The 17,650-nt window shown below is 39.7% G+C and carries 15 protein-coding genes and 2 pseudogenes; 10 read left to right on the top strand and 7 right to left on the bottom strand.

The genetic code is table 11. The features are described 5' to 3' along the window. Positions 1 to 28: 28 nt before the first annotated feature. The 4 genes and pseudogenes from BWX39_RS11365 (at position 29) to BWX39_RS11350 (ending at position 2,082) form a co-directional block, all read left to right on the top strand. The gene (locus tag BWX39_RS11365; RefSeq protein ID WP_007367138.1) at positions 29 to 376 is read left to right on the top strand and encodes a hypothetical protein; all 348 of its coding nucleotides are present in this window, start codon (positions 29 to 31) and stop codon (positions 374 to 376) included. A 361-nt stretch (positions 377 to 737) separates the two neighbouring features. Further along, the gene (locus tag BWX39_RS11360) at positions 738 to 1,169 is read left to right on the top strand and encodes a hypothetical protein (protein ID WP_027952916.1); all 432 of its coding nucleotides are present in this window, start codon (positions 738 to 740) and stop codon (positions 1,167 to 1,169) included. A gap of 22 nt (positions 1,170 to 1,191) precedes the next feature. Then, a pseudogene (locus tag BWX39_RS11355) lies at positions 1,192 to 1,401 on the top strand (PcfK-like family protein); the annotation flags it as partial. 288 nt (positions 1,402 to 1,689) lie between these two features. After that, complete coding sequence (locus BWX39_RS11350; protein ID WP_244271515.1) at positions 1,690 to 2,082, top strand: tyrosine-type recombinase/integrase; 393 nt, start codon at positions 1,690 to 1,692, stop codon at positions 2,080 to 2,082. 262 nt (positions 2,083 to 2,344) lie between these two features. Here the strand turns inward: BWX39_RS11350 and BWX39_RS11345 are convergent, their stop codons facing one another. Both BWX39_RS11345 and BWX39_RS11340 read right to left on the bottom strand, forming a co-directional pair. Next, on the bottom strand, positions 2,345 to 5,452 hold the full coding sequence (locus BWX39_RS11345) for a DEAD/DEAH box helicase (protein ID WP_028905831.1): 3,108 nt from the start codon (positions 5,450 to 5,452) through the stop codon (positions 2,345 to 2,347). Further along, complete coding sequence (locus BWX39_RS11340; RefSeq protein ID WP_028905830.1) at positions 5,449 to 6,273, bottom strand: DUF1837 domain-containing protein; 825 nt, start codon at positions 6,271 to 6,273, stop codon at positions 5,449 to 5,451. Before BWX39_RS11340 ends, BWX39_RS11345 begins: the two co-directional genes overlap by 4 nt. Positions 6,274 to 6,891: 618 nt before the next feature. Here BWX39_RS11340 and BWX39_RS12660 point away from each other — a divergent pair. From BWX39_RS12660 to BWX39_RS11315, 3 genes are read left to right on the top strand one after another with little or no spacing between them, the layout of a single operon-like run. After that, positions 6,892 to 8,124 carry a site-specific integrase gene (locus tag BWX39_RS12660; RefSeq protein ID WP_244271514.1) on the top strand — a complete coding sequence of 411 codons (1,233 nt, stop codon included), beginning with the start codon at positions 6,892 to 6,894 and terminating at the stop codon, positions 8,122 to 8,124. Continuing rightward, a complete protein-coding gene (locus tag BWX39_RS11320; protein WP_244271513.1) occupies positions 8,117 to 9,100 on the top strand; it encodes a tyrosine-type recombinase/integrase in 984 nt (327 codons plus the stop codon). Before BWX39_RS12660 ends, BWX39_RS11320 begins: the two co-directional genes overlap by 8 nt. An 8-nt stretch (positions 9,101 to 9,108) precedes the next feature. Next, positions 9,109 to 10,146: a tyrosine-type recombinase/integrase gene (locus BWX39_RS11315; protein WP_036860672.1), complete on the top strand. Its 1,038-nt coding sequence runs from the start codon at positions 9,109 to 9,111 to the stop codon at positions 10,144 to 10,146. 88 nt (positions 10,147 to 10,234) lie between these two features. Here the strand turns inward: BWX39_RS11315 and BWX39_RS11310 are convergent. The 5 genes and pseudogenes from BWX39_RS11310 to BWX39_RS11290 form a co-directional block, all read right to left on the bottom strand. Then, positions 10,235 to 10,438, bottom strand: a pseudogene (locus BWX39_RS11310) (PcfK-like family protein); the annotation flags it as partial. 5 nt (positions 10,439 to 10,443) lie between these two features. Next, positions 10,444 to 10,875, bottom strand: coding sequence for a hypothetical protein (locus BWX39_RS11305; RefSeq protein ID WP_006256422.1), 432 nt, complete (start codon positions 10,873 to 10,875; stop codon positions 10,444 to 10,446). 352 nt (positions 10,876 to 11,227) lie between these two features. Next, positions 11,228 to 11,575 (bottom strand): hypothetical protein, encoded by a 348-nt coding sequence (locus BWX39_RS11300; protein WP_028905825.1) that lies wholly within the window; start codon positions 11,573 to 11,575, stop codon positions 11,228 to 11,230. A gap of 139 nt (positions 11,576 to 11,714) precedes the next feature. Next, the gene (locus BWX39_RS11295) at positions 11,715 to 12,182 is read right to left on the bottom strand and encodes a DUF1896 domain-containing protein (RefSeq protein WP_028905824.1); all 468 of its coding nucleotides are present in this window, start codon (positions 12,180 to 12,182) and stop codon (positions 11,715 to 11,717) included. Between the two features lie 25 nt (positions 12,183 to 12,207). Next, the gene (locus BWX39_RS11290; protein WP_028905823.1) at positions 12,208 to 13,440 is read right to left on the bottom strand and encodes a site-specific integrase; all 1,233 of its coding nucleotides are present in this window, start codon (positions 13,438 to 13,440) and stop codon (positions 12,208 to 12,210) included. A 483-nt stretch (positions 13,441 to 13,923) separates the two neighbouring features. Between BWX39_RS11290 and BWX39_RS11285 the strand changes: the two genes are divergently transcribed. Genes BWX39_RS11285 through BWX39_RS11275 form a run of 3 tightly spaced genes read left to right on the top strand, consistent with a single transcriptional unit; the run spans position 13,924 to position 17,649 of the window. Then, a complete protein-coding gene (locus BWX39_RS11285; RefSeq protein ID WP_028905822.1) occupies positions 13,924 to 15,216 on the top strand; it encodes a site-specific integrase in 1,293 nt (430 codons plus the stop codon). 12 nt (positions 15,217 to 15,228) lie between these two features. Next, positions 15,229 to 16,512, top strand: coding sequence for a PDDEXK nuclease domain-containing protein (locus BWX39_RS11280; RefSeq protein ID WP_028905821.1), 1,284 nt, complete (start codon positions 15,229 to 15,231; stop codon positions 16,510 to 16,512). 12 nt (positions 16,513 to 16,524) lie between these two features. Next, a complete protein-coding gene (locus BWX39_RS11275; protein WP_028905820.1) occupies positions 16,525 to 17,649 on the top strand; it encodes a PDDEXK-like family protein in 1,125 nt (374 codons plus the stop codon). The last annotated feature ends 1 nt before the right edge of the window (position 17,650 follow it).

Genomic DNA, 17,650 nt, shown 5'->3' with positions numbered 1-17,650 from the left:
TGCTCTTGAACTATTCAAAGCTCCGATTATGAATACAATCATCATGAATCAAGATGTCCACACACCTGCCTTCATCAAGGCAGACGCATCGAACAAAAGCAATAACATCAAGCAGCAGCCGATTTCTTTCAAGCAAGTCCGCCGTTTCAGTTGGACACGCTTCATCGAACTGGTCATCCTGCTCTCCATCGTTATCGGTGTCGTTTGGCTTATCTCAAAGATAGTAACGCCACAGGTCGTTACCGCCGTGTCAGTCATTGCAGGCTTTCTGATACTGCGCTTTATTGTCAGAGTCATTCTCCAAGTTACCTTTACGCTGCTGAGCTTTCTCTTCTGGCTGGCGATACTCTGTGCCATCCTGCTTTGCGTGCTTTGAGAAGCACGACGATGTAATCTGTAAACACTTTCATTTATCGTTCATCAGGTGGTTATCTCGCATTTTGAGATAGCCACCTTTTCTGTTTTCCACTATGGGCGTTGCACTTTCGCTTCCTTTCCAATGCTCCACAATATGCGAAATGAAGAAGACGGATGCTGTTCCCTTTTTATCCGCAAAGGTAGTACGGGGCTTGTGGCTTTCAAAAGGTCAGTGCCGCTGGGTTTGTCTGGAAAATCTCCACACCTATGGGTAGTATTTTCCGCCAAAACCTTGTGCAAGCCTCGCCCCGCTACCTCTATTTTGCTACAAAAAGGAATCAGCATACTCCGATCTTTGGACGCATAAAAAAAATGTCGCTATGGATAAGCAAAAAGTAAATACAACATCTTCGATGAAAAGAAAAGGATATAGCTCCTCCTCTCATTACCGCATTAACTCTGTGGTTGGAAAAAGTGAGCAAGTGTTGGCAATTAAGTTTGTACAATGGGACGTACCCTCTTTGGAGAGCCTTTGTAATAGCAAAGTATATCTCCTACGTGTGAAACTCTATTGTGGCGAGCGTATGAGCCGTGAGGAAAAGAATTGGCTATGTGAAGCGGTGAACTCTAATACCTACTTCCGTACTGCCGTTCCCCTACAAGGCTATCGCTTTGACTTCTTTGACGTGCTGAAGAAATACCTTGTCAATCAGTACGGACAATGGACAGAGTATTACGCACCCGATAGAACAAGCCTAAGAGCCTACCTGTATGGACGTATCAATCAAATAGTTGAAATTCCCAAGTATTAACAACATCAAAACATATACGACAATGAAAGGAACAGAACATTTCACACGGACAATAGCCGAGTATCTCAATCAGCGTGCTATGACAGACCCATTATTTGCCCCTAACTTGTTGAAGCCAAACAAGAATATCGAGGAGTGCATCACCTACATTCTTAATGAAGTGCAGAAAAGCGGTTGCAATGGCTTTGATGATGATGAAATTTTCTCTATGGCTGTTCACTATTATTCAAAGTAGTATCATATCATAACGTGTCAGAGCACGTCTCTTACAAACCCCTGATTTATACGTTATATTTATTGCCCTTTTGATAACGAACTTTTGATATTGACATATATTTGTTCTTCGCTCAATTAAATTTAAACGTAATGGAAATAAAATCATTAGCAATTCTCATCAATGAGTGCGTAATGCTCATGAGGGGGTGTAGGTTACTCTGAAAAATCAATTTTGAGATTCAAGCAAATCTGGGAATCTAAGTTGAATCACTTTATGTCTGTAAAAGGGTTGTGCAAATTCCCAATGAGAGAGAAACTCCCCTCTGTGTATTCCACAGAGGAGATAACCATCATAGGCAGTACAATCAATCGTAAAGGACTGAGTGGAAAGCGCCTTTATACTGCATTTCTGTTGGGAGCAATATTAGGACTCAGGCGGTCGGATATTATCAATCTTACATTCAGCAACATTGTTTGGGAGCATAATACTATTTCTCTTTCTCAAGAAAAGACAAAGAAACGGTTTGAACTTCCTCTTACTAAGGAAGTTGGAAGTGCGCTCATAGATTATCTTAAGAACGAACGGAAGAACGACTGTGCTGACAAACATGTATTCTTGACTTTGAAACCACCCTTATCAAAAGATGTCGGTGGATACACATTATGCCGGGATTCAAACTGCAATATGGGCTTCTGAGGGAATATTGAACGTCAGCATCATGGTATACATGCCATGTGTCATCCTATTGCGAAATGCTTTCTGAGAAATGAACAAATGCTGCCAATGATAGCAAACGTGCTCGCTCACTCCTCTTCCAATTCAACCAAATCATACTCATAGAAAATACATTTCTATTTGATCAGATCAAGAAGTGGGTTCTTGAATCCTATAACATTGTGCTTAATAACCTACTCAAATGATCGAGACAAAGTATCTTTATTGATATTCCATCAAAGCATTATTTTAGAAGAATATCAACAATTCTCTTCCATTCTTTTCCTGAAAGTCTAGATGAACTTGGAACCATAGAATCCCATGTTTGGTTAGACATAGATTTAATATTATTACGGAGTTGTGAGAAAGAATAATTTGACATATCTCCTTCAATAATCTGCGAAAGACAGCCTGACAATGCTCTTGGAATACCTAACATTCTCATAGCTAAGGCTTTTTTGTTGTCAACACCATAGTATACGAATGATGGTACATAAGAATCCTTCATTTCATCTTCGTTTCCACGTACAATGCCTTCCAAAGCACTAAGTCCCCAAGATGCTTTGAATCGCATACTATTCATATATGAAACAAACTCTGAAACACGTATCGTTATATCTTCTAATTTTCTATAGTTTGGGTGAATTGCTGATATTGTATTTAATTTTTCACCTTTGACCCAATTAATAACTAATTTTGCTGCAATCTCAGGATTAAAAGGTGCTTGTATTGAATCTGTTCCTAATTGTGTTTCCTTCAATGCTGCAATTACCTTGATTTTTTGTGCAAGGTTATTTGGATCATTTCTATCAAATAATGCATCTGGCTCCCATGAATCGAGATCAGATATTTCCCGGTTCGTTGATTTTTCATGCATGATATTCAGCACAGAAGGAACAGAGAAGCCTGTTTTGTCAGCAAACTTTAATGCTCCTCCTTTTGAAATGTATTTTGCCTGAATTGACAAGTAAATCTGTTTGCAAAGAGTAATGAAGGTTTCCTTGTCAGAATCGTTCAACAGCGTATATGCAAGTGTGTCCTTAAATAAATCTTCAACATCAGCAACATATTCAGAATCAGTAATATTAAGCAAATGTACAAAGTATTGGAATAATGGACCAAATGAATCAGGATAAGTGTAAATTAATTGATTGATACCATTATCTTCATATAGTTTTTGGGTCACATCTTGTCTTTGCACAAAAAGCTGTGCAAGCACACTTGTGAGTTCCTCTGCACTTTTAGAAATAATTCCTTTTGCTGTTGTAATATTGTTGGTATCATTGAATGGAAGGATAATCTTACCTATGTCATCAACCATTGTACGTCCAGCACGTCCAGCAATATTCCAAAAATCATTTGCTGACAAAGTATTTTTTCTACCTTTTGTGTAAGTATCAAAATACACTGAGGAAACAGGGAAATTAACGCCTTCAGCAATTGTAGTCGTAGCACAAACATATTGGATTTTTCCTTTTCGAATAAGATATTCTATAAGGATTTTTGATTCTTCAGAGAGTCCTGCATGGTGTACAGCAATACCTTTACCAAGCAACTCTGTATAGGTTGTTGGACATCCGATTTCCTCTTCCATAAATTTTTGGACGAGTGTTACATCACTATCAATATTCACTTCTGCTTCAACCCATTCTGCAATAGTTCTAGCTTGAGAGTTAGCTGTTTTCTTTCCTTTACAAAGAATTAGCAGAGTTTTTCCTTTTTCTCCAAATCGTTTCGTTGCGTATTCCAAGATACCTTTTTTGCTACTTGGGGTTGCTAAGTTGATTGAATTCTTTGTCTCGAATTTCTTTTCCTCTTTAATTTGTGGTGTAAATGGTGTTGGAAGGATTGTGTATTTAATCTTTCTTTTTGTCACATGTACACCAAATACCAATTTTTCAGATGGCTTCCAGTCAACCTGAATAGCATTACCACCTCCAAGCCAGTCTTTAATCTTGTCTCCTCTTTCAGGAAGGAAAGGAGATAATAGCATATATTTTGCATCTGGCCTTTCTCTTCGAAGCATTGTGAGTAGAAGCTCCAGTCTTGCACCACGCTCACCATTTTCAATAGTATGTGCTTCATCAACAATGAATAAGGAAACGTCTTCTACAGAACTATGCTGACGTCGTATTAATAAATCCAACTTTTCAGGTGTGGTCACCATGATATCTATATCATCAGATATCAAAAATTCATCTTCAGTTGGATCTACTTCAACAGCTGCCGATGTTCGCTCAACATTAATGCCTAGTCCTTGAAGATCTTCTTTTAGATCAAAATAGACCTGATTCATTAATGCTCTTGATGGAACAATATATACGATCTTTGAATCAGAACGAAGAGAACGAGTAATAAGAATGTTGAACTCTGCCATCAAAGTTTTACCAGCACTTGTTGGCATCTGGAGTACAATAGCATTTGCTGCAACATTGAGCATATTGTCAGCTAAAGCCTTCTGTTGAGAAGGTAATAATTCAAGAAGCCCATTCTGAGCCTTTTGGCTACATAACTGCTTGATCTTATCATGGAAGCCTGTGTTGCTCCAGATAGAATTTTTGATTAGCAACTGTAGATCGTTCCATATAATCTTGAAGAAATCAACAAGACGTGAATCCTTGTTCTGAAGGTCAATTGCAACATCAATATGCTGTCGTATAGTAGATGTAATCCTTCTTTGCTGAGTTGAATATCCATTAATTAGGTATTCTGCAGTATCAGTAACAGCTTTAGATACATGATATATCCCAACAAGAGACAATGCTGCTGTCTGTTGCAGAGCTATATCCATATTAGAAATGTAATTCTGTTCGAATTCACACTGTTCATTACGTAAAGCCTCAATGAGGGTAATTGCTTCGCGTATATCTGAGAAGCCGTTATGCTTTCTGATTAACAGAAGCAAACTTTTCAATACTGAATATAGAGTTCTTTTCCCCCAGTCTGTTTCTTCCTCTTGAAAATGCTCATCAAAACCTTTTAAGTTTAGTCTTGCAGATATTGTCTTGTCCATTTTCAAGGCGAGACTTGCCAACAAGAAATAATATATTATCTGCTTGTCCTTGAAATCATAACCAATGGTATTCTCAAAGACATTTTCAGCATATTCAAGTTTAATAGGAAAAGATTTAAGCAGTTTGTATGCATTTTCAGTATAATCAAGATCACTAATATCTGAAACAAGTGAAGCATTTGACAACATAAAACCAATACGGCACAAGAAGTCCATCTCATCCTGACAATATTCCTGGTTTGGATCAAGAGGATTCTCCCAATACAAATCTTCACTTTTGTGAAGCAAAGATTTAATAGAGTCATCTTCTAAAAGCGTATCTAGTAATGCTGATTTCATTTCGCTAATTCAGTTACTTTCTTATAAAATAATTCAACTGTTTCTGCTATCGTTTTCTCTGTGAAAGAAAAGATTTCAAAATTTACTTGACCTGGTCTAAACTCATCAACACTTGATTTAAATTTTCCAAAGTCCTTATCCTTGTCCAAACATGTGTAATCTCTGACAAGCCCACATCCGTATGTGATATGATATTTGTCTTTTTGTTTAGCGTGCATCCAAACGACCAAACATCCTAAGGCGGTAGCATCCTCCGTGACAGAAATATGTCTTAGATATTCTGTAAGTCTTTGAAGCACCATAGGCTCGTCGTCATGATGAATCTTCTGACTTTTATACAAAGAATCCTTGTTAGCATCAACTACACCTGGTGGATTAGATTTCTGCTCTGAGACTTTTGCTTCAGCTAAAAGCAATGTTATAGAACCATCAGATTCTTTCCTATATCCAAGAGCATCAAGTCCTCTACCTGGCATATCGTATCGTTCACGAGTGGAAATGTTCTTAAGTGGGATAATATATCGTTCTCTATCTGGAAGCTTTTCTTCAAAATAATATGTTGTAAGAAGTTCTCCGAGATCGCTTCTGTAAATATCATTAAGAGGATTAGGAACTTCTCCTTTTTCCCTCGCCGGATCAATGAAAACAGACTGAGATTTAATTATGCTGATTAAAGCATCTGTATTAAGATCACAATTTAAAGCTGCAGCTTCTTCCAAAACAGCAGTATCTACATAAGAGCGTTGCTGAACATAGCGTTCAGCAAACTTGTCTATAAATTTATCAAAGACCTTAATTTCGAAGCAATTAAAACGAGCCATCTATTTTTCCAAATGTATCTTGAAAATGGATTTTAATAATTGGTACAAAATTATGAAAATAATTTCTTAATAGCGAACTTTATCATATATTCTGAGTCTAAAATTTCAAAAGTTTAACTGCATAAGTGGAAAGATGGACTGCAATACAACTATATGCTAAGTCAAGAAGACGGATGCTATGTCCTTTTTATCAATAAAGATAGTAGGGGCTTGTAGCTTTTTCGTGCAAAGCTCTCAACAACTAGTGTGAAGCCCCGTAAACCCAAACAACTTATTTCCGCACTGCCGTTCCTGCAAGGCTGGTGTTTTTGACTTTTTGATGTACTGAAGAAATACCTTGTGGAGCAATATGGGTATTGGGCAGAGTATTACACTCCCGACCCTACCAAGCAAAGAACTTACCTAAATGGGTGCATCAATCAGATTGTAGAATTGTAAATCGGCTGACGAAGTGAAAGCCAGATCCCCAGACATTAATAATATCAATACATATATGGCTATGACAGGAATAGAGCATTTCAGAGCATGTCTTTTACAAAACCCTGATTTATACGTTATATTTATTGTTCTTTTGATATTGACATATATTTGTTCTTCGTTCAATTAAATTCAAACACAATGGAAACAAAATCATTAACAATTCTCATCAATGAGTGCGTAATGCTCATGAGGGGTGTAGGTTACTCTGAAAAATCAATTTTGAGATTCAAGCAAATCTGGGAATCTAAGTTGAATCACTTTATGTCTGTAAAAGGGTTTGAACATTACAGTACTTCAATCGGAGAGGCATTTCTTGCTACCTTGCCGGAGGAAAAGGTGTTGATGTCATCTCATCTGCGGCGCAGCATCACCATTCTAGACTGCGTCCTTCTGTCTGGCAGTATTAGTCGGTATATTCCTCAAAAACAAAAATTTGATTTCAGTGGTGAAATTGGTTCTGTTTTCTTGCAATTAATAGACTACAAGAGAGCCATGCGAGTTTCCCAAAGTACCCTTTACGTTTACACCAGGGTGCTTGGTCGCCTTTTGACATTCTTGCATCTTAAATCCATTGACACGTTAGAGGATGTGAGCGATAAACTCTTGTTGGAGTTCGTTGATTCCAGTCAAATCAATCCAGGTCATCGCTTTCAAGTGGTAAAAGAGTTGTGCAAATTCCTTGTTGGACAAGGGCATAAGCCACCATACTTTGGGATGCTGGTCAAAGGTTTCAAATTCCCAATGAGAGAGAAACTTCCCTCTGTGTATTCCACAGAGGAGATAACCGCCATAGGCAGTGCTATCAATCGTAAAGAACAGGGTGGGAAGCGCCTTTATGCTGCATTTCTGTTGGGAGCAATATTAGGACTCAGGCGGTCGGATATCATCAATCTTACATTCAGCAATATTGATTGGGAGCATAATACTATTTCTCTTTTTCAAGAAAAGACAAAGAAACGGGTTGAACTTCCTCTTACTAAGGAAGTTGGAAATGCGCTCATAGATTATCTTAAGAACGAACGGAAGAACGACTGTGCTGACAAACATGTATTTTTGACTTTGAAACCACCTTTTCAAAAGATGTCGGTGAATACACTTTATGTCGGGATTCAAACTGCGATATGGGCTTCTGGGGTTAATGTTGAACGTCGGCATCATGGCATGCATGCCATGCGACATTCTCTTGCAACACGCCTTCTGAAAGATGGACAACCACTGCCAATGATAGCAAACGTGCTCGGTCACTCCTCTTCCAATTCAACCAAGTCATACTTGAGAGTGGACATGGACGGACTTAAAAAATGCTTGCTTCCCATACCTCCCGTCCCTTTGACGTTTTATGAACAGAAAGGAGGAATATTCTATGAATAATGAATCTACTGGCTTTACAAGTCCTCTCGGTCCATTGATGAATGAATATCTTAGTGTAAAAAGACATCAGAATGTTAGTATCAGAAGTATCCTGACTGTATTTTACGAACTGGACAAAATGCCATCGGTACGGCGTATGCAGAATGTAGCAATCACTCAAGGCATCTATCTAAAATGGCTTAAAAACGTTGGTATATGCAGTGAGCGCACAAGATATGCCAAAATACTTGTTCTCAGACAATTTTTGCAGTTTATGTGCCATATGGGATATGCCTCGTACATACCATCATTGCCCAAACGACCAAAAACATCCTATATTCCTCACGTCTACTCAGAGCAAGAGGTGAAAAGTCTGTTCAATGCCATTGATAACACTCTTTTGCAATGCCACCACAATACCACGTGTCTGATAGGCTTGCCTGTCATTTTCAGATTCCTGTATTATTGTGGCGCACGTGTAGGAGAAGTTTTGGCAATTAAAAATTCCGATGTTAACATGTCGGAAGGATTTATTACTCTGACGGAAACCAAGAATCGCAAGCACCGTCTGATCCCACTCAATGAGCAAATGAAAGAGGTTCTATGTACATATATGCATTACAGGGATAAAATGCCGTTGGCTTCCACTGCAGAACCTGATTCTTACTTGTTTGTCAATCATCGGGGGGAGAAAATATCACATACAGCAGTCTATACGCGCTTCAGGAAAATGTTGAAAGCCTGTGGCATCACGCATATCGGGCATGGGGAGGGGGCACGTATACATGACTTGCGGCACACATTTGCAGTCCACTCAGTATATCACATGGTAAAATCCGGTATGGACATCTATACAGCCTGGCCTATCATATCCACCCTCCTCGGTCACCATGACATCTATTCAACAGAACATTATGTCCGTCTGGCATTGGAGATTTATCCAGATCTCTATCAAGCTGATGGAGCCAAGTTAGCTACAATATTTCCAGATATATAAAATTGATTATGAAACAGAAAGATAACATCACAGATATGGCTATGCTACTCAAGGATTTCTTTGAAACATATTTACTTAAAGAGAGAGGAGTAAGCAACCACACGATACGCAGTTACAGCGCAACCTTTCAAAGCCTTTACGCTTTCTTTAAAGACAATAAAGGCATCCGAGCCAATAAGCTATTCGTCAAGGATTTGTCTCGGAGGAGTATCAATGACTATCTTAATTGGTTAGAGATGGAAAAAGGTAATAAGGTTTCGACCCGTAACTCACGACTTGCATCCGTTAAGGCATTTTGCCATTACGCACAGTACAAGGATTTTAAAAATCTCGCAAGATGGCAGGATATTTTGTCAATCAAATCAAAGAAAGCTGATATGCCTTATATGTCTTTCCTTACTCAGGAAGGAATGAAGACGCTACTGTCAGAGGTGCCAACCGATACAATACAAGGTAGACGGCATCTTGCCATTTTGGCCTTCTTGTATGATACCGGCGCTCGGGCCAATGAACTTATCTCGTTCTCTGCACACAATCTTAATCTGACGAAACCCTATCATGTCATTTTGCCGGGCAAAGGACGTAAAAAACGGATTGTTCCCATACACGAGAAACTTGTATTGATTCTCAAGGCTTATATGAAAGATGCCAATATTGAACTAAATAATATTAGTAAGCAACCTCTGTTCGTCAATGCCTATGGTAGAAAGTTGACATCTGCCGGCTTAACTCACATCATCATGATGTATGCCGATAAAGTCAGAGAGAATTTTCCTGCACTAATGCCGAAGAGATTGTCACCTCATTCATTTCGGCACTCAAAAGCAACCCATTTACTACAGGCTGGAATGAATATTATATACGTCAGAGATTTTCTCGGCCATTCTTCTGTCAAGACAACCGAAACCTATGTCAGAATGGACAGTGAACAGAAACGTAAAGCACTTGAAGCTGCGGCTGCCGACATTGTACCTCAATCACAAACTATCGAGGTGTGGAATGACGATGAGAAACTTTTGAATTGGCTCAAAGGGTTGGGTAAATAAATCAAAAGCAGAAAACTAAAAGTAGCGTTGTAACTATCTGTCTTGCAACGTTACTTCTAATTATTATTTTGATATTGTGCTACTTTGGATAATAGTGAACAGCCATAGAGAAAATTTCATCATCATCAAAGCCATTGCAACCGCTTTTCTGCACTTCATTAAGAATGTAGGTGATGCACTCCTCGATATTCTTGTTAGGTTTCATCAAGTTAGGGGCAAACAATGGGTCTGCCATAGCACGCTGATTGAGATACTCGGCTATTGTCCGTGTAAAATGTTCTGTACCTTTCATATTGCTTAGTATTTTGGGATTTCTACTATCTGATTGATGCGCCCATATAGGTAGGCTCTTAGGCTTGTTCTGTCGGGTGCGTAATACTCTGTCCATTGTCCGTACTGATTGACAAGGTATTTCTTCAGCACATCGAAGAAGTCAAAGCGATAGCCTTGTAGGGGAACGGCAGTACGGAAGTAGGTATTAGAGTTCACCGCTTCACATAGCCAATTCTTTTCCTCACGGCTCATCATTTCGCCACGATAGAGTTTCATACGCAGGAGATATACTTTGCTATTACAAAGGCTCTCCAACGGGGGAACGTCCCATTGTACAAACTTAATTGCCAACACTTGCTCACTTTTTTCAGCCGTAGGGTTAATGCGGTAATGAGAGGAGGAGCTATATCCTTTTCTGTTCATCGAAGATGTTGTATTTACTTTTTGCTTATCCATAGCGACATTTTTTTTATGCGTCCAAAGATCGGAGTATGCTGATTCCTTTTTGTAGCAAAATAGAGGTAGCGGGGCAGGCTTACACAAGGTTTTGTCGGAAAATACTACCCGTAGGTGTGGAGATTTTCCAGACAAACCAAGCGGCACAGACCTTTTGAAAGCCACATGCCCCGTACTACCTTTGCGGATAAAAAGGGAACAGCATCCGTCTTCTTGTCATCGCATATCGTGGAGCATTGGAAAAGAAGCAAAAGTGCAACGCTCGTAGTGGGAAATAGAAAAGGTGGCTATCTCAAAATGCGAGATAACCACCTGATGAAATAACATGAAAGGTTTTACAGAGCTGTGCTTCTCAAAGCACGCATAGCAGGATGGCACAGAGAATAGCCAACCAAAATAGAATGCTCAGCAGCGCAAATGTTACTTTTAGAATTACCCTGACTATAAAGCGTAGTATCAGAAAGCCTGCAATGACTGACACGACAGTTACGACTTGTGGCGTTACTATCTTCGAGATAAGCCAAATGATACCGATAACGACGGAAAGCAGGATAGCGAGTTCGATGAAGCGTGTCCAAGAGAAGCGGCGGACTTGCTTGGGAGAAGTCGGCTGCTGCTTGATATTATCGGTTTTATTCGATGCGTCTGCCTTGATGAAGGCTGGTGTGTGGACATCTTGATTCATGATGATTGTATTCATATCGGAGCTTTTAATAGTTCAAGAGCAATAACAAGATGCTCTGGCTACACAAAGACAAGTGTTTGTACAAACTCTTGGCGTGTGGAGTGGAGCGCTTATCTTGGCTCTTGACACTACAAAAGCTCCCGATGGTGTTACATCAAGTCATGTTCTCACTATCGACAGTTGGCAGACCATTAACCTCGATGATCAGAACGATTGTTCCTGTCAGTTCGGTGTAGAGTTTATCGTACTCAGGACTCGCCCCAAAGTCGTCTGTCAGTTCATACTTGTTGAAAACGCTTTGCACAGCCTTATTCTTCAGAAGCATTGGTGCTAGTCTTTCAGGAAGAGGAGAAGGAAGTTCTTTCTCGAACTCACCCTCTAAGACAGACACAAGCGTGTCGTACTTGGAGAAATGCAGTCCTTGATACAGAACTTCGCTTGCCATTACCTCCGCCTCCGGGTGAGAAAAACCTTGTGCTACAGCATCGCAGTAAGCTGTCAATGCTTCGTCTGCGCGAGCAGTTACAAACGTATTTTCATTCACTCTCTCTGGATAATGCTCTCCGAGATACGCTTCCAACTTCAAACGGAAGTAAGAAAGCTCTTTCTTTGTTGTTGTCATAATCTTCTTGGTTTAGGGTTGTACATTATTTTGAGTTGATGCCCATAGCAACATTGAACTTATCTAACTTGCCCGCCAACTGTTCCATATCGTGTTCTATCTTCTTATTGGTTATACGGGCATAAATTTGTGTCGTTTTAATGTTGGTATGTCCCAACATCTTCGACACACTTTCCATAGGAACGCCCTTGCTGAGCGACATGGTCGCAAATGTATGCCGGGCAAGATGGAAGGTCAGATTCTTCTTGACACCGCAAAGGTCGGCAATTTCTTTTAAATATGCGTTGGTTTTCTGATTCGTTAGGATGGGAAATAGTTTGCCGTTCCGATAGGTCTTATGACTGTACTTGGCGATGATACTCTTGGGAATGTCAAGCAATAAAACATTTGTCTCCACACTTGTTTTCTGTCTCTTGGTCATAATCCACTGCTTATCATCAAGTGTTACGATATTGTCCGGTGTGAGATTGGACACGTCAATGTATGCCAGACCTGTAAAGCAAGAGAAGATGAAAACGTCCCTTACCAGTTCCAAACGCTGGATGCCGAAATCCTTGTTGGCTATCTTCATGATTTCTTCGTCCGTGAGGAAACCACGGTTTACCGGCTCCAAGTGGAAACGATGATTGAGGAATGGGTCGTGAAGAAGATAGCCACGCTTTTGCGCATAGATGGTCACGGTTTTCAGTGCCTTCAATTTCTTGACTGATGTGTTATAGGCACACCCAGCCGCCGTACTCAGATATAACTCAAAATCCTGTACTACGGATGGCGTGAACTCTGCCAGTCCAATATCTTTCTTCCCATACTTATAGATAAGGAATTCTGCGAAATGCCTTCTTAAAACGCTGTACTTTTGCAGGCTATCCTTGCTGATGGTATGTCCGACACGCTGTCTGACATCTTCGTTGAACTTGTCGAATATAGGGAGAAAGGTCGTGTACTCCCTGTCTTTCCCGACAAAGAATGAGCGGATTTTATCCAATGACAAGGATTCATCATCCTCGAATTTGTGGTAAATGTTATTCAGCATTGTGGAAATGGAGTCCAATGCGGCATTAGCGGATAAGGCTTCTGCCGTCCGACCTTTGAGCCTGCTGGTAGTGTTATTCCACAGCGACTTGTCCACGAATATTTTCGTAGATCCGAAATTAGCCATCTCTCCGTTAAGGAATACTCGGAGCATTACAGGCGACTTTCCTTCTTTGTTCTCATAGTTTGAGCGTAGGTAGAAGGACACCTTGAAATTTGTTCTCATAATGCATCATTCTTTTGTGTAGCACTCGGCTGCAAAGTTAATACTTAATACCTTGAAAAAGAAAGAGTTGATGCCGTCAATATGGTATTCAAAATCCCGTCACTGCTACATTTTTTATTGCTACAATTTTTGTGTAGCAGTTTATGTAGCAGAATTTGACCGAATAATGACTGTCAAAACATAGGGTTATGCCGTCAGGCGATAGAGGTATATACAAAGAAAAATCGTTGTAAAACCTTGATTTTACAACGATTAGCTAATTTTTGAAGGCTAAATTGACAACCTTTGTGAAGTCCTTTTGAAGCCTATTAGCGGAGAGAGAGGCTCTTTCTCTCGAACTATCACAAACTATCAAATCGTATCAATCTATTGTAATATAGTAGTTTACGCAAAATGTTAATAAAATGAGATTTCACGGAAAATCTTTGGTAATATCATTTTTAGGGTGTAACTTTGGGTGCATAAAACAATACACCTGAAGGTATGAATATCAAACGGAACATCATCTTCACGTTGGAGAGCAGGAAGAAGAACGGAGTTCTTATCACAGAGAACGTACCTATTCGTATGCGCGTTAATTTTGCGTCCAAGCGGATTGAGTTCACCACTGGCTATCGCATTGATTCAGCCAAGTGGGATACAGATAAGCAGCGTGTGAAGAATGGTTGTAGCAACAAACTGAAACAATCGGCTTCTGAAATCAATGCTTCGCTCTTGGAGTATTACACGGAAATACAGTCAATCTTTAAGAGGTTTGAGGTAGAGGACGTAATGCCAACGCCCGAACAGATAAAGGAGGCTTTCAATGCTTTGCACAAACCTGTGAGCGAAGAACCTAAGCCAAAGAAAGAAGCGTTACCTTGTGATTTCTTTCAGGTGTTTGATGATTTTGTCGAGGATTGTGGACGTCAGAACAATTGGACGGACTCCACGTTTGAGAAATTTGCAGCCGTGAAAAATCATTTGACCAACTTTCATGAAGGACTTACCTTTGAGTTCTTTGATGAGCGAGGCTTGAATGACTATGTGGGTTATCTGCGTGATGTAAAGGAGATGCGCAATACAACCATTGGCAAGCAACTGAGTTTCTTGAAATGGTTTTTGCGCTGGGCTTTCAAGAAAGGTTTGCATCAGAACAACGCCTACGACAGCTACAAGCCAAAACTCAAGAGTACCCAAAAGAAAATCATCTTTCTCACTTGGGATGAACTCAACCGTCTCCGAGAGTTCGAAATACCTGCCAACAAGCAGGCTCTCGAACGTGTACGTGATGTTTTCCTCTTCCAATGCTTCACAGGTTTGCGCTATTCGGATGTATTCAATCTCCGCAGAAGTGATATTAAAGGCGACCATATTAAGGTTACAACGGTCAAGACTTCCGATAGTTTGATTATCGAATTGAACAATCACAGCAAAGCAATCCTTGATAAATACAAAGATGTGGCATTTGAAGATGACAAGGTGCTGCCTGTTATTACCAATCAGAAAATGAATGACTACCTCAAAGAATTGGCAGAAATCGCTGGAATTGATGAGCCTATTCGCCAAACGTATTACAAAGGTAATGAGCGTATTGACGAAGTTACACCTAAATATGCTTTGCTTGGCACGCACGCTGGTCGCAGAACGTTCATCTGTAACGCTCTCGCTTTGGGCATTCCTCCGCAGGTAGTTATGAAATGGACTGGGCATAGCGATTACAAGGCTATGAAACCTTACATTGATATTGCAGACGATATCAAGGCGAATGCTATGAGTAAATTCAATCAATTATAACTCCAAGACAATATGAGCAAAGATAAAATACAGAAAGCCGATAAGCAAGATTTATCTCTCGTTGTACGAGCTATTGGTACTGACCTCGAGCATACACAAGTGCGCATGATTACTTCGGCTAATGCCGATATGCTCTTCCATTATTGGAAGGTGGGGCATTTTATTCTCTACCTCCAAAAGAAAAAAGGTTGGGGAAGCAAAGTCATAGATAATCTTTCCAAGGCGATACATTCTAAATACCCTGATAAGAAAGGTTATTCTCGTAGAAATATCTTCTATATGTGCCAGTTTGCCAGTGCTTATCCGTTGGAAGTGCTGAAAGAAATGGATAGGATAGATAGCTTGCTCACGACTCCTACAATAGAAAATATTTTGAGCTTGACTAATGAACTCAATCAAATAGTGCAACAACCTGTTGCACTAATTCAATCCACAGGTAATCAATCGAACACAATTACGCAACAGCCTGTTGCACAATTAGAAGAAATTACTGAAACATTGTCAACAATCTATCACTGCGACATCAGTCAGATAGAGGAAATATTCAAGCATTCCGCCATTGTTCGCACTAACTGGGCGAGCCATGTTATTCTGCTTAATAGTAAACTCCCTTTGGGCGAGTGCTATTGGTACATTATGCAAGCAGTTGCTAATGGGTGGAGTCGCAATGTTCTGCAAATGCAGATAGAAACCAATCTTTTTGCTCGGCAGATTACGACAACGAAAGTGAGCAACTTCTCTGTGCGATTACCCAAACCGCAAAGCGACCTTGCCAATTATCTGATGAAAGACCCATATATCTTTGATATTATGGGACAGACAGATAAAATGGCAGAACGAGACATTGAACGGCAATTGGTTTCGCATATCACCAAATATCTTCTGGAAATGGGTAGTGGTTTTGCTTTTGTCGCACAGCAGAAGCATTTTGAAGTGGGTGATTCTGATTTTTATGCCGACCTTATTCTCTATAACATCCAGCTGCATGCATACGTTGTTATCGAACTCAAAGCCACACCTTTCAAGCCTGAATATATGGGACAACTTAACTTCTACATCAATGTAGTGGACGATACTCTCCGTGGCGAGCATGACAATAAGACCATCGGCTTGCTTCTCTGCAATGGTGGCGATAAGGTGGTAGCGCAATATGCCCTCTCAGGTTACGACCAACCAATTGGTGTGAGTGATTACCAACTATCAAAGGCTATCCCTGATAATCTAAAATCTGCTTTGCCTACGGTGGAGGAGGTTGAGGAAGAGTTAAGTAAGATTGTGGAGCAAGAATACAACTAAAACATTTATATTATGTCCAATAACATCAAGGAATTACTATCTCAGTTATTACCATTACATCATGCTGAACAAGAGAGGCTAAAGAAAGAAAAGAAGGAAGGAAAAAGCTTTAATGTGTTTTCTGCGTTGGATATATGCTCTGACGAAGTACGCTTGCATTCACGTTTACTTGCAACATTACTCAATCCAAAGGCAAACCATGGCTTGGAAAATGAATTTCTCAAATCGTTCCTTATAGCTTTGGGATTGCCAGAGGATTATATTACATATTGTAAAGAGCAGATAGTTGAACGCCCCATAGGAGAAGTAACAGAAGCTACTGGCGGCCGTATAGATATTATTCTTGAAGATAGGGGACATGCCGTTATCATTGAAAATAAGATTTATGCAAGTGACCAGCCTAATCAACTGCTTCGATATTATAACTATGGGTTAAAAACGTTTGGAGAAAATAATTTCAAATTAGTTTATCTTACTTTATATGGTAATGAACCTTCTCCAGACTCATTAGGAGGAGAAGATTTTGAATTTATCAAACTTTCCTATGCACAGGATGTTCTAAAGCTGTTAAAAAAGTTAATGAAGAGTAAACCCCAAAAGCCTGTTCACCGCACCATCAAAGATTATATCACGATTATCAAACAACTTACTCACCAAGATATGGATACAAAATATCAACAAAGTATTATTAAGAAAGTCATTCAATCTAACAATATTGATGTTACTTCCGAATTGCTACTGTTAAGGGAACAAATTGGAGACAAATTAAGGAAAGACTGTATAATTAAGCCCCTAAAAGACCTTGGCTTTAACGAACGTCAAGATGACAATGGAGCTTTATGGAAAAGTTTGAATAGCAAAAGAAATCATTTTATCGTTATTAAAACAGACGAAGCCTGTTGGAAAGAAGCGTGGATTGCGGTTGCTTCGGAGGATAAGACAATCGTGCAGCAATCTAAATTAGATTGCTTTACACATGAACCAACCCAAAATTATCCTTATGGTTGGAGTTGGATTTCTGATAACGAAGGTAACAACTGGCATGATATAGCTCAATATCCCGCAATTGGAAAAGAAGAAGTGCTAAAGTGGATAAAGAATAAGATTAGTGAAATAGAAACTTGTTTCAAAATCTAAG

The organism is Prevotella intermedia ATCC 25611 = DSM 20706 (assembly GCF_001953955.1).
Taxonomy (GTDB): Bacteria; Bacteroidota; Bacteroidia; order Bacteroidales; family Bacteroidaceae; genus Prevotella; species Prevotella intermedia.
The sequence above is the reverse complement of the archived record's forward strand: the minus strand, read 5'-3'. Positions and strand labels throughout refer to the sequence as shown.

Excerpts from the sequence above, each read along its gene's own strand:
- BWX39_RS11365 (WP_007367138.1), top strand. The coding sequence starts at position 29 with ATGAATACAATCATCATGAATCAAGATGTCCACACACCTGCCTTCATC.
- BWX39_RS11360 (WP_027952916.1), top strand. The coding sequence starts at position 738 with ATGGATAAGCAAAAAGTAAATACAACATCTTCGATGAAAAGAAAAGGA.
- BWX39_RS11350 (WP_244271515.1), top strand. The coding sequence starts at position 1,690 with ATGAGAGAGAAACTCCCCTCTGTGTATTCCACAGAGGAGATAACCATC.
- BWX39_RS11345 (WP_028905831.1), bottom strand. The coding sequence starts at position 5,452 with ATGAAATCAGCATTACTAGATACGCTTTTAGAAGATGACTCTATTAAA.
- BWX39_RS11340 (WP_028905830.1), bottom strand. The coding sequence starts at position 6,273 with ATGGCTCGTTTTAATTGCTTCGAAATTAAGGTCTTTGATAAATTTATA.
- BWX39_RS12660 (WP_244271514.1), top strand. The coding sequence starts at position 6,892 with ATGGAAACAAAATCATTAACAATTCTCATCAATGAGTGCGTAATGCTC.
- BWX39_RS11320 (WP_244271513.1), top strand. The coding sequence starts at position 8,117 with ATGAATAATGAATCTACTGGCTTTACAAGTCCTCTCGGTCCATTGATG.
- BWX39_RS11315 (WP_036860672.1), top strand. The coding sequence starts at position 9,109 with ATGAAACAGAAAGATAACATCACAGATATGGCTATGCTACTCAAGGAT.
- BWX39_RS11305 (WP_006256422.1), bottom strand. The coding sequence starts at position 10,875 with ATGGATAAGCAAAAAGTAAATACAACATCTTCGATGAACAGAAAAGGA.
- BWX39_RS11300 (WP_028905825.1), bottom strand. The coding sequence starts at position 11,575 with ATGAATACAATCATCATGAATCAAGATGTCCACACACCAGCCTTCATC.
- BWX39_RS11295 (WP_028905824.1), bottom strand. The coding sequence starts at position 12,182 with ATGACAACAACAAAGAAAGAGCTTTCTTACTTCCGTTTGAAGTTGGAA.
- BWX39_RS11290 (WP_028905823.1), bottom strand. The coding sequence starts at position 13,440 with ATGAGAACAAATTTCAAGGTGTCCTTCTACCTACGCTCAAACTATGAG.
- BWX39_RS11285 (WP_028905822.1), top strand. The coding sequence starts at position 13,924 with ATGAATATCAAACGGAACATCATCTTCACGTTGGAGAGCAGGAAGAAG.
- BWX39_RS11280 (WP_028905821.1), top strand. The coding sequence starts at position 15,229 with ATGAGCAAAGATAAAATACAGAAAGCCGATAAGCAAGATTTATCTCTC.
- BWX39_RS11275 (WP_028905820.1), top strand. The coding sequence starts at position 16,525 with ATGTCCAATAACATCAAGGAATTACTATCTCAGTTATTACCATTACAT.